The sequence below is a fragment of the Gemmatimonadota bacterium genome (genome assembly GCA_009835325.1).
In the GTDB taxonomy this organism is placed as follows: domain Bacteria; phylum JAAXHH01; class JAAXHH01; order JAAXHH01; family JAAXHH01; genus JAAXHH01.
Genome location: VXWP01000008.1, coordinates 1 through 12,550, shown reverse-complemented (window position 1 = coordinate 12,550; position 12,550 = coordinate 1). Strand labels below are relative to the sequence as shown.

General features: G+C 61.4%; 8 protein-coding genes. 2 read left to right on the top strand and 6 right to left on the bottom strand.

The window, feature by feature from the left end:
- Nucleotides 1-38: 38 nt before the first annotated feature.
- Both F4Z81_00805 and F4Z81_00800 read left to right on the top strand, forming a co-directional pair.
- Nucleotides 39-1,427: an NAD(P)-binding protein gene (locus F4Z81_00805; protein MXW03586.1), complete on the top strand. Its 1,389-nt coding sequence runs from the start codon at nt 39-41 to the stop codon at nt 1,425-1,427.
- 189 nt (nt 1,428-1,616) lie between these two features.
- Nucleotides 1,617-2,684 (top strand): Rieske 2Fe-2S domain-containing protein, encoded by a 1,068-nt coding sequence (locus F4Z81_00800; GenBank protein MXW03585.1) that lies wholly within the window; start codon nt 1,617-1,619, stop codon nt 2,682-2,684.
- A gap of 1 nt (nt 2,685) precedes the next feature.
- Here the strand turns inward: F4Z81_00800 and F4Z81_00795 are convergent, their stop codons facing one another.
- The 6 genes from F4Z81_00795 to F4Z81_00770 are packed head-to-tail and all read right to left on the bottom strand — an operon-like array spanning nt 2,686 to nt 12,483.
- A complete protein-coding gene (locus F4Z81_00795) occupies nt 2,686-3,426 on the bottom strand; it encodes a hypothetical protein (GenBank protein ID MXW03584.1) in 741 nt (246 codons plus the stop codon).
- A 24-nt stretch (nt 3,427-3,450) separates the two neighbouring features.
- Nucleotides 3,451-4,494 carry a methyltransferase domain-containing protein gene (locus F4Z81_00790; protein MXW03583.1) on the bottom strand — a complete coding sequence of 348 codons (1,044 nt, stop codon included), beginning with the start codon at nt 4,492-4,494 and terminating at the stop codon, nt 3,451-3,453.
- A 37-nt stretch (nt 4,495-4,531) separates the two neighbouring features.
- On the bottom strand, nt 4,532-6,559 hold the full coding sequence (locus tag F4Z81_00785) for a cytochrome P450 (protein MXW03582.1): 2,028 nt from the start codon (nt 6,557-6,559) through the stop codon (nt 4,532-4,534).
- Nucleotides 6,559-9,735, bottom strand: a complete 3,177-nt coding sequence (locus F4Z81_00780) for an efflux RND transporter permease subunit (protein MXW03581.1) — start codon at nt 9,733-9,735, stop codon at nt 6,559-6,561. Before F4Z81_00780 ends, F4Z81_00785 begins: the two co-directional genes overlap by 1 nt.
- Nucleotides 9,732-10,946 carry an efflux RND transporter periplasmic adaptor subunit gene (locus F4Z81_00775; GenBank protein ID MXW03580.1) on the bottom strand — a complete coding sequence of 405 codons (1,215 nt, stop codon included), beginning with the start codon at nt 10,944-10,946 and terminating at the stop codon, nt 9,732-9,734. Before F4Z81_00775 ends, F4Z81_00780 begins: the two co-directional genes overlap by 4 nt.
- Nucleotides 10,947-10,953: 7 nt before the next feature.
- The gene (locus F4Z81_00770; GenBank protein MXW03579.1) at nt 10,954-12,483 is read right to left on the bottom strand and encodes an efflux transporter outer membrane subunit; all 1,530 of its coding nucleotides are present in this window, start codon (nt 12,481-12,483) and stop codon (nt 10,954-10,956) included.
- Between the last annotated feature and the right edge of the window lie 67 nt (nt 12,484-12,550).

Sequence of the window (12,550 nt, the reverse complement as noted above, 5' to 3'; positions counted from 1 at the left end):
TCCGCTATAAATGAAAGACATTCAAAGGATGCAGGGGCATGACGAACGGCCGGGAAGACACAAAACCGAAGCAAATCGCCATAATCGGCGGCGGAGTATCCGGGCTCGGAGCCGCATGGGCGCTGCATCACCACCCGGACCGGTTTGACTTCCGGCTGTACGAGGCCCGGGACCAGGTCGGCGGGAATGCGATTACGGCCGACATGCCGCAGGATGACGGCGGCACCATTCCCTTCGACATATCCGTTACCGCGCTGATCCCTTCGGTTTATCACCACATCCTGCTGTTGATGCGCCGGTTCGGCATCGAACTGCTGGATACCCGGTTCAACTACAGCGTCAAGTACCACGGCCAGGTTTACGCCCACGATTTCGAGTCCGAAATCAGACGGCAACTGCAGCCCGAGATTGCCCGGTTTCAACGGCTCCTTAAGCGTATCCACCGGTTCGGCCGGCTGACCCGTTCCCGGTCGAGGCTGATCAATGCAATCAATCCCTTTAATTACGTCAGCATGGGGACGGTGCTTAACCTCCGCGGTTTTTCGGGGGATTTCAGGTACAAGATCCTGAAGCCCATGTTCGTCAATTTCCTGATGGCCACGAACGTGTTCGACATGCCGGCGGCCCTCTTCGCACGGTACCTGGAGTTCTTCGACATCGAACGCGCGACACCCATGCAGACGTGGGACCAGGGCACGCGACGGATCTATGAGAACCTGACGGCCGGATTCCGGGACAGATTATACCTAAACCGGCCGGTGCGTAAAGTGCACCGCCGGTCAGACTGCGTCGTGGTCGAGGACTCAGACGGCGTGGAGGAGACATTTGACGAGGTGGTCTTCGCGTGCAATGCGAACCAGACCCTGATGCTGCTCGACCGGCCCACGTTCCTGGAACGCTATCTTCTGTCGTCGATACGCTACGAAAGCGAACTCCACAACCATACGGTCGTGCATTCGGACGCCTCCGTCCTGCCGGAAAACGAAGTGAGACCGCTGGAGACGCGGAGCAATCACATCGAACAGTACGGCGCCAGGCCGGACAACTACGAAATCACCTACATTATGCACAACCAGCAGCCATGGGCCAACCAGTCCGACAAACCCTGCCTGGTGACCTACAACCCCGTCAGTCCGATCGATGAGCAGAAGATCGTCAAAAAGTGCTGGTTCCAGCACATCGTACACGACGTGCGCCATGTCGCCTGGCTCGTCCAGCTGTTCCGGTTCATCCAGGGCAGGCGACGGACCTGGCACTGCGGCGCCCACACCCTGGTGAACAGCCAGGAGACCTGCTTCGTGACCGGCCTCGCCGCCGCCCGGCAGATCGGCGCGGACTATCCCTTCGACGATCCCGAGGCCAGGCGGATGTTTAACTACTACGGTCGGATACTTCACGGCTGGCGATTCCGGAAGGCGAAGAGCTGAGTTCGACCTCGTTTCGACCGGGCCTCAAACCTCCTTACGGCACTCGCCGGTCCACCGGAAGCCGGACCACGGGAAGCCGGCCCTGATTTCGCCTGTCCCAACTTCGCTCCAGCGGCTCGGACCAAATCCTGCTTGTCGCGTTAACGCCTTGTAGTTATAATACTTACGTGGCACACTGGAGGATAGGCCTTGCATACAACCGATACGTTCCCAACGCCGGCGGCCGACGCGGATACCGGGCTCACCGACAGCCAAGGCAAGGATGGGCTTCATCCGTTCCCGGAAGGCTGGTACCTGGTCACGACCCGCAAAACGCTGCGGCGGGAAAAACTGATCGAGAAGCAGTGGATGGGCGAGGATATCGTCGCGTGGTGCGACGAGGAAGGCCGGGTCTGCGTGGCCGAAGCCGTGTGTCCGCACCTGGGTTCCGACCTGGGGCCGAAGGTCGGCGGCAAGGTATGCGACGGTCGCCTGGTCTGCCCGTTCCACGGGTTCGAGTTCGATACGACCGGGCAGTGCGTCGCGACGCCCAACGCCCCGGCGCCGAAAGCCGCCCGGCTGGCCGTGTACGAGACCCGAGAGATCCTCGGCCTGGTCTTCGCCTGGTACGGGCTCGGCGGTCGGCCCGCGCACTGGTTCCTGCCTGACAACCCGCCGGCCGGCAGCGAGTGGGGCGACCTGGGTTTCCGGACCCTCCGGTTTCGCAGCCATCCCCAGGAAACCGCGGAGAACTCCGTGGACATCGGCCACCTGCGTTACGTGCACGGCTACGACAACGTGAACCCGGTGGGTTCAGTCACTGTGGAAGGTGCCTACCTGAAGAGCTGTTTCGACTTTAAGCGTGTCCGCAGGGTCCTGGGTGTCAAGGACCTGGTCTACGAGGTCTCGGCCGTCACACACATCCACGGACTGGGGTACTCTTTCGTTGAAATCCATGAGAAGACCATCGATATGCATGCCAGGCTCTGGGTGCTTCCGACCCCGGTCGACGGCAAGTATATCGATCTCGTGCTGGTTAGCCAGCTGCGGGAGATCCGGAAGCCCCGTCGGTTCATCTCCGGCCTGGGATTCCTGCCGTCGAAGCTGCGGCGGCGGCTGATGAACCAGATCCTCCTGGCGCAGCAGAAGCGGGATGTGTTGCAGGACGTGGTGATCTGGGAACGGAAACAGTTTCGCACGCCGCCCCGGCTGTGCGCGGCCGACGGCCCCATCGGCCTGTACCGTCGCTACTGCCGGCAGTTTTACGCTGCCCGATGAGCTACCCGCCGCTCTCGTGTTCCGCCAGGGCCTCCAGCACATCCTCATGGATGAGCGCTTCGAAGGCGTCCCGCGCCGGGAGTCCGGCCGCCTTCGACAGCAGTTCCCCGGCACGCTCCCGGCCGCCCTCACTATCGAGATCGGGTAAATTGAGCGCGTATTCAAGCAGGACGATCATCGAGTCCGGCGCGAGCTCCAGCGCCCGCTCATAGTGGATGACCGCGCTCTCGCGGTTTCCCTTGTACAGGAACCGGGCCACGCGCCCTGCTCGGGCGATACCGGCATGCCAGCTCCCGAAGGCCATGTGCGCCTCGGCGAATTCGGGATCGATGGCAAGCGCGCTCTCCAGCAGTCCGCGGACCTTGCCGGCCAGGCCCCGGCGAAGCGCCGTAAACCTGCCTACCGTCAGCGAATACCGGCCAACGGCGTGCGCGGACTGGTAATACGCTTCTTGATTGGTCGAATCGGCGCGCACCGCCTCCTCGCCGAGTTTCATCGCACGTTCAAAGAACCCCTTCCGATCATCACCGGCCGCAATGTAATGACCGTGCACCGCGAGCGATTGCGCCGCCAGGGCGTAGCCCACGGAGGTCCCGAAGGCTTCCGCCAGGTCCGCCGCCTCGAGAAAGCGGCCTTCCTCGAAAGCGGTCCGAGCCTCGTCGATCGACTGGGCGTTCGTACCGGCCGTCAGAAGCACGAGTGCCCCGACCGTCGCGAGACGTGCAAATCGCGCAAGAGTCATCTTGAAATCTCTGTGTAGCCGGGTCTAAAGAGGTTTGCGAGCCAGGAAACAGTACAGCGGTGTGAAAATACCCGTCTTGCCACCCGAAACATAGGCGTCCGCGGTGCGATCAAGGAGCCGGACGACTTCAGATGAACCCTTCGGTAGCAGACGCAGCATTTCGGCCATCTTCGATCCCGCGATGATGGCCTTACGGCCCCATGGAAGCCTGCGCAGCGTATTCCCCAACGTTCCGCGACGACTGTCCATGGTACTATACCAGGGCGTGGACGGCCCTTCCTGGATGTCTCGGTCCATCCCTTCTATGACCTGGAATCCCGCCGCTTCCAGTGCGCTATTCACTTCGCCGAACGTCGCGATGTCGTTCAACGCAATGCCACGCCGGAGTTCCTGCTCAATGGCACGGTGGCCGGCGTCTTCCGGATCGAACTTGTCGGTCAGGCACATTTCCTGGCCCCAGAACAGCGCGCCCGGTTTAAGTACGCGGTATATCTCCTCGAACGCGCGTACCTTGTCAGGCGCGTGGCAGGTCGACTCGATAGCATAGCCCCGGTCGAACGTCTCGTCTTCGATGCCGCCCATATCCATAAAGCTGCATGCCTCATAATCGACCATGTGAGCGATTCCGGCCTCCGCGTTCAACTTTCTTGCCTTCTCCAGTTGGACTTCACTGATGTTGATTCCGACGACCTTGACACCGGCTTCATGGACGACGCGGCGCATGGGGCCGCCGACTCCACAACCGACGTCCACCACCGTCATACCCGGTTTCAAGTCCAGCTTCGAGATCATCAACCGCTGATGACGGACTATGGATTCCTCCAGGCTCTCATCGGGTGTGAGCGGAACGAAATGCAGGGATTCGTTCCAGCCCCACACCATGAATCCGCTGCAAAGGTTATAGTACTCTTTCACCGTTGCCGCATGGTCGTACCCGCTTGTGCCGTCGGCTTCCGGAGCCGCCCGGGCCGACCGCGCGATCCAGCCGTCGAAGTGCCGGACACGTCCCTTGACGCCCGTTCCCTGGTAAGCCTCTCGCAGATCCCTGGAAAGTTTACCCAGTTTCAATGCTGTGAATTCTCCGTGGAATTTCGTCTCCGCGACTTCAGGCAGGCAGATCGTTTCTCTGCTCGGCGATGACGAATTTCAGCTTCTTGCTCGGTTTCAAAGAGGGAAACGGATTGAACTTGAGCTTGAAGTTTGCGGGCGACATTTCGAGCCTGAAGTAATGCGCCAGCAACAGCAGGTTGACCGCCAGTTGCAGTTCCATCCAACGGGTGCCGAGGCACATGTGCGTGCCCAGTCCGTACGGAGCGTATCCGGGACTGCGATGTTCGTGGCGCGGCGGCAGATAGCGGTCGATGTCGAATTTGTACGGGTCGGGAAATATGTCGCGCATGTAATGCGTGGCGGTCGGCGCGATATGGAGCCGTTCTCCCAGGGGCAGTTCGTACCCGTCGAAAACACACACGTTCATTACGTTTCGAATTGACATGGGCACGATCGGGTACATGCGCATGCACTCCATGAGGAAGCGGTGCGTAACGTCGATCGCGGGTGGTGCGAGCGCCTCTGCTTCCGGATCGCCGTTCCCGAACAAGGCATCGGATTCCTCTCGGATTTTCTCGTAGAGCGCAGGCTGTGACACCATGGCGTATACCACAAGGCTATACATATCGCCCAGGTACACGCTGGCTATCAAAGCCGCGGAAAAGGAAAACCGCAGGTTGGATTCAGGGAGAAACTGCGGGTCGCTTGCGTGGAGGCTGAGGTACTCGTCCACGAGGTCCCGCGGGCTATCGGCCCGTTGGGCAGGGGTATGGACGCCTTCTATTCGTTCCATCAGCGTATCCAGGGCTTTCGCCCGCCGTTTCATGCCCGGGGTGTTCAGCGTGAATTTAGGCAGGATCCTGGCGACGTGCACGCTGAGCGCCCGTTCCTTGAACTTCATCAGATCGTCCAGGACGTCCTGGGAATCGACGCCGATAAACAGGGGCGAAAGTTGTGAGTTGATCATCCGGCGGCACATGGTCGAAGCGGTATAGGCGTCTCCGACGTTCCAGCTTGCCATGTGACGCCGTGCATGTTGGTAGAGCTGGCCCAACTGCCCTCCCAGTCTCCCGCGGGAATAGGCCGGCGACAAGGACTTGCGAAGCCGGAAGTGATCGGCGCCGTCCAGGGAAGGCAAGAGGCCGGATGCACCGTAGACCTTCTCGAATTCGCTGAAGTAATCCCTGGCTCTCAGGTACATGCGTCCGTGCTTGTGCACCCAGCGGTTTACCTCGAGTCCAGCCATAAAGACCATGGGCTTGGCGAATGGAGGACAGATCTTGAACACCGTTCCGTACTCCTCTGCCAGGCTCGCAAATAGCGCGTTGAGGTTGCCGTCTCGTACGTGCGGGTTTCGCAGCAGTTTACGAAGCGAAACCGTCGGGATCTTACGCGTAAAGGCGGCCCGGCGAAGCGTCGGGCTGGCCATTTTGTGCGAGACTGCTTCGGCGATTGACCGGCCGATTTCGTCCATCTTGCAGATGAACTCGATACGCTGCTCCGACTCTTCGTCGAGTTGGAACATGAATCGGAACACGTCGCAGGTATTGACCAGGCATATGACGATGACGTCTCTCGGGTCGGGTATCTCGTTCATGAAGATCGCCCGGCTGATCCGCGTTCTGATGAACTGATTCGCCGTGCCCTTTTCGTCCTCTTCGTACAATCCCATCTTCCAGTCGACTCTGGCCAGCGTCCAGAACTCGCCGTCGTGGTGTTCCAGGACTTTCATTTCTACCAGTCGATCCAGCACCGAATCGATGATCGCCTCCGCACGGGGAGCCAGCCGTTCGATCCAGTATTGCGTATTCTGCTGATTGGGCTCGCTCGCGATTTCCTCGAGTATGAAATCGATGGTGGAATTGCCCGTGGGCGTCGGGTCGAGGAGGAACAGGGACTCCACATCCGTGTCGATGCGGGACCTGAGTGAAAGCTCCGCAAGCACGGCACCGACCACGGCACAGTGCAAATGCCAACCGGGCACCTGGTGGAAGTAGCCGGTCTCCTCGTTGAGCAGCATCAGGATGAGTTCCTGAGTCAACGTAAGCGGTTGGGGCTTCGTGCCCTTATTGGTTTCAGTCATCAGATTTGCCCTCCCTTCATCATACGCAGATGAATGGTGGAAAGCGCGGGAACGACCATCATTATTATAACCGTAACAAAGAGTATACCGCAACCAAGCGATGCGGCAAAAGGAATCAGGAACTGCGCTTGAATGGCGGTTTCCAGAATCAGCGGCGTAAAACCCAGAAACGTAGTCAGGGAAGTGAGCATAATCGGACGAAAACGGCCCTTTGCGCCCTCGATGATCGCGGTCCGTACCGGGTCGCCTTCCCTGCGTTTCTGATCGATGAAATCAATCATGACCAGGGAATCGTTCACGACCACGCCGCTAAGGCCGAAGATCCCCAGAAAGGACACGGCGCTCAGGGCTACGCCAAGGACCCAGTGGCCCAGGATCACTCCGATGAATCCGAAGGGGATCACCGCCATGATGATGAACGGTTTGGTGTAGGATCGCAAGGGGATGGCGAGCAGTGCGAAAATCATGATCAGCGCGATCGCGAACCCGCGGTACAGCGCATCCAGGGAATCGAGCTGCTGTTGCTGTTCACCTCCGAAGGTGTAGGTCAGGTCTGGGTACGTGGCGGTCAATGCCGCAAGGATCGAACCCTCCAGAATGCTGTTGGCCTGGTCGCCGGAGATCACCGCGGCGTCCACGTCCGCGGAGACCGTGACGACGCGCTGGCCATCCTTTCGCCGAATGGCCGGCGGCGAAACGCCCGGGTTCAGCGAGGCCACGCTGACGACCGGGACCTCGGCCCCGCCCGGCGTGCGGACCAGGTACCTTTCGATATCGGTGATGGAACTCCGCTCATCGGCGGGCAGGCGCACGTAGACGCGGACCTCTTCCCGGCCGCGCTGGACCCGGACGGCATCCGCGCCGAAAAAGGCCGCGCGCGTCTGTCCGGCCAGTGCTTCCAGCGTAAGACCCAGGGTACGCGCTTCCGGCCGTAGTTCAAGCTGCATTTCCGGAATGCCCGGGGTGTGATCCGACCGGATGTCATGGACGCCAGCCACTTCACGGAGACCGTCGACCACCGCGTTCGCAATCCGGGCGAGGATCTCCGGATCCGGATGCGACAGTACGGCCTCGACCGGGTTGCCCAAGTCAAAGACCGCGCCGCTGAAGGTGAGGCCGCGCACGTAGGGAAGCACCCCCACCTCCTCCCGCCATGCCTGCACGATCTCTCCGGATGAAATCTGCCTTTGCTGCGCACTCAGGAGTTTGAACTCGATGGTAGCGATGTTGGCCTGGGGATTGAGGGTGGGGGCCGGATTAAGCCCGCCCTCGCGTCTCGATCCCATACCGACGGTCACCGTTACGCCGCTCAGTAGCGGTGGCGCATCCTCGGGCCGGCCAACCGAGAGCCGTTCCATGACCCGATGACCCGCGGCCTCCAGTTCCTGTGCCACCTCATAGGTCCTCGGGGCGGTCGTCCCATCGGGCATCTCCAGGACGACCGTCGCGAAATCCCCCTCGATATCAGCGGCCAGCGTAGTGGGTACGATGCCCGCCGGCAACAGCGAGATGCTGAGCACGAGCATGCCCACGGCGCCCCCCATCGTGATCGCGGGCTGATCCGTCGCGAACCGGAGCGCGCGGTCCAACGGACCCTGCACGAACCGGTTCAGCAACTCGTTCACACGACCCTGGATCCGGGCGAAGAAACGTTCGAATGGGTTTACCGGCACCCATTCAGGACCTTTTAAATGGGACAGGTGATTGGGTAATACCAGCAGCGATTCGACCAGGGAGACCAATAGCATGGCAATGATGATGACCGGCAGTGCCCGCCATACGTCACCGATGCCGCCGGGGATGAACAGCAGCGGGACGAAAGCGACCACCGAAGTGAGGACCGCGAAGGTCAACGGCACCTTTATCCTTCGTACGCCACGGATCGCGGCTGCAACGCCGGACGTTCCCCGGCTGCGTTCGTATTGAATGTGCTCGGCTACGACGATGGCGTCGTCGACGACGATCCCTATGGCGAGTACGAAGGAAAACAGGCTGATTTCATTGATCGACACGTCGAGTGCATTCATGACGGCCAGCGCGCCGATACCCGAAACGGCAAGGCCGACGGCGACCCATACCGCAAGCCGGATCTGGAGAAACAGACTGAGCGCGATCAACACCAGCAACAGCCCCAGGATGCCATTCTTGATCAGGAGATCGGCGCGTTCCTCATAGACCTGGGATTCGTCATTCCACAGGGTGACGGCCACGCCGTCCGGCAGTGCCGGGATCACCTCGTTTTCCAGATGTTCCCTGACGGTTGTTGCGACGTCCATCACCTGTTCGCCATCAGCCCGGAACACCTCGACGAATACAGCGGGATGGTTCCGATGCCGGACGATAAGGTCGGACTCCTGAAAACCGTCGCGGACCGAGGCGATGTCCCCGAGTCTAACGACCGTTCCGTCACGCCCGCTGAGCAGGACGATATCTTCGAAATCCTGCTGGTCGTAGTTCTGGCCGAGGGTCCGGATCCGCACCTGGGATTCCCGGGTATCGATACTGCCGGCGGACAGGTTCAACGAACTTCGACGGATGGTGTCGGCGATGTCGGTGAGTGTCAGTCCAAGGGCCCTCAGCCGATGGAGCGGTACCTCGATGGAGATTTCGTATTTCCGAACGCCGCTGACATCGACCTGGGACACGGACGGAAGCGCAGCGAGCTCATCCTCGATCTGATATGCCAATTCCTTCAGCGAACGCTCGGACACGTCGCCGTAGACGATGAGCCGAATCAGGCTCATGCGGTTGTCCATTTCCCGGAAACCGGGACGATCGGCACCGGCCGGGAAAGACTGAATGCGATTGACCGCGGACTCGATATCGTTCAACGCCTGCGCCATGTCCGTGCCGGAATCCATTTGAACCCGCACGGACGCGATACCCGGGGCCGCTACGGACTTGACCGCCTTCACGTCATCCAGTCCGCTGACCTGATCCTCGATCTTGACGACGATCGACTCCTCGATCTCCTCCGGCGTGGCGCCTGGATAGGCCATCGACACTTCAATGTGGTAGAAGGGCGTGGTGGGCCACGCTTCCCGGTCGATGCCGGTCAGCGAAACCAACCCGGCGGCTACGATGGCCCACATCAACAGATTGGCAGCCACGCTGTTGCCCGCCATGTAGGCGATCGGGCCGGAGGCTTCTTTATGATTGCCGTTGTCCATGGTCATGGGGTCTGGCCGGTCTCCGTCTGGACGCGCATGCCTTCCGTCGTAAACCGGATCCCGCCGGTGACGGCGGCCTGGCCGTCTTCGAGGTCACCCGTCACATAGGCTCTATCGCCGGTACGCTGCAGTACCTGCACCGGAACGATATGCATCGCGCCGCCGTCGCGCACGATCCAGACCTCGTTGCCGGATTGCAGCGCCGCTCGCGGAACCAGGAAGTAATCATCCCGCTCAAGACCGTTGATTTCCACCTCTACGTACTTGCCAACCAGCAGGGGGGGACTGCCGCCGAGACGAGCCGTGCCGTCCATGGAACGCCCTGCACGAAAGGGATCCGGTACGCGTACGATCACGTCGATGGTGCGCGTTTGCCGGTCAAGGTAGGGCTCGCTTCGGTCCACGTAACCTGTCCAGGCATAGGATCCTTCGCCGAAACGGGCGACCACGCGCGCGCCGACGCTCCGGTTCCCGTCGCCCGCCGAAAGCGACCACAACCCCGGAATCAATGCGGCGTCGGAATCGGATAGCGGCACGACGACTTCCACGGCATCGGCGGCGAAAACGCTTGCGACCGGCTGGCCGGCGGCAACGATCTGTCCCACATCCACGGATTCTTCCTGGACGAAACCGTCGAAGGGCGCGGTTACGTGGGTTCTGGACAGGGCGAGATTGGCCTCGGCGAGTCGGGCTTCATCCCGATGCAGTGCAGCCCGGACCGCCTTCAGCTGCGGATCCCTCAACGCGAGTGGATTTGCGTTGTCGTCCGAAGACGCATTTCCTTTGCGTGCGGTGTAGAGATCGTGCTGTGCACGGGCGATCGACGCCTGTTCCTCCTCCCGCAGCAACGCCAGTTGACTGGCTGCGAGACTGGCCTCCGCTTCCTGCACCTGATACCGGTAGTCGACCTCCTCGATGCGGAAGAGCGTATCCCCCGCAGCGATCCTGCCGCCACTCAGGAATCCCGGGTCGACCCACGCGATTCTGCCACCTACCTGCGGAACGACACCGACCTCCGCACTCGGCCTTACCGTGCCGGAACCGAACACCGGAATGGGTCCGGATCCCGCGGTGACCAGACCCGTCTGAACGAAGGGTACCTGGGGCGGCTGTTCCGTGCGCGTCGGTTGCGGGGCCAGCGAAATCAACAGGGCGGCCAATGCTACGGAAACTCCGAGTATGCCGCCGGCAACGAGAAAACTGGTTAAACGCGACATGGCTTATTTACTCCGTTGGAGGACGGGCAGAGAGACGCCCGTCCGACTGGGGCTGCTGCAGCATGAGACGCTGACGGTCGGTGGCGGTCCAGGTGCCGCCCAATGCGCGATGGAGAGCGAGACGGGCGTAACCCAGGTCCCGCGCCGCTGCCGCCAGTACCGACTGCGCCGCCAAACGGGTCTGTTCCGCCGCCAGGAACGCTTCGTATGCGCCCACGCCTGATACGTATCTTTGCTCCTGAAGCGCCGATTCGGATCGGGTTTCATCGGAGATGGCGGCCAGCAGCGCATGTCTGCGGCGGCTGGCATCGAGTCCCACCAGGGCCGATTCGACTTCGTTAACCGCGGTGACCACGGAGCGGCCATAGGCGGCCGCGGCTTCGTTCAGTCGCGCCTCCGCGATCGCTATATTGTTCCGAATCCGCGAGCCCTGGAATACGGGACCCAGCAGGTTCGCGGTGAGGTTCCGGAACCACTGATCGGGGTCGAACCATTCGCTCGAATCGGTGCTTTGCAGGCCGATCGCGCCCTGCAGAGACAACCTCGGCAGCAGGTCGGCGCGCCGAGCGCCGACGGAAAACCGCGCCGCCTCTACCCGCTGCAATGCCGCGAGCACATCGGGCCGCTGGACCATGAGATCGACCGGGATGCCCACGGGAACGGGATCGAGTGACGGTGAAGGACCCGTAGTGTCGGAAAGCGTATGCGCCAGGTCGGTCCGGAAGCCGCCCATGAGTATCCAAAGCCGTCCCTCAGCGTCCGTACGCAGCGCTTCGATCTGCGGCAATTCAGCCTGGGCTTCGCGCAGCCTGCGCCGCGCCGCGTGGAGGTCCCCCAATTCGATCAGTCCCCGATCGTACCGGGACTCGGCAAGCGATTCCTGTTGTTGCAGGACGGACACGATCTCGCCGGACAGCGCTTGTTGCCGGCGCAGACTCGTAATCTCCAGATAGGTACGGATGGTCTCGGCCAACACCCCCATGCGCGCACTGAGAAAGTCCGCCTCGGTGGCCGCCAGTTCAGCCTCGGCGGATCGCGTATCGTTTCGGTTGCGGCCCCAGAAATCGAGTTCGTAGGAAAACTCCATGCTCAGGGTATAGGTAGTGAGTCCCAGCCGGTCGGGGATCTCCACGCCTGCCGCGCTCAGGGCTTCCGGATCCAGCCCGACTTCCTCCAGTTGCGCTCCGATACCCGCGTTCGTCGGACCGTCGAATTCGTTCACGCTGACCGACGGTTGAAGCAGGGGAAACGCCGAAGCCCGGGCGACGCCCGCCCGGCTCCGGGCCTGCTGTACGCGGGCGACCGCTCCGGCCAGGTCGAAATTCGAAGAGAGCACCTCCTCGATTACCCGGTCGAGGACCGGATCTTCAAATGACTTCCACCACGCCAGGGGCCGGTATGCACCGGAATCCGCTACACCGGCGGCAAACGCGCCGGGCGTTTCCGGTACCGATTCGAGTACCGGAAGGTTCCGGTTCGGCGCCAGGGAACAGGCCGAGAGGAGCAAGATGGAGGCAAGTATGGAGCAGCGTATCATGTCGATTCCATGATCGGGACCGTGATCCACTGTTCTTAACACATTACTTGCAGATCCGGTCTTTGAC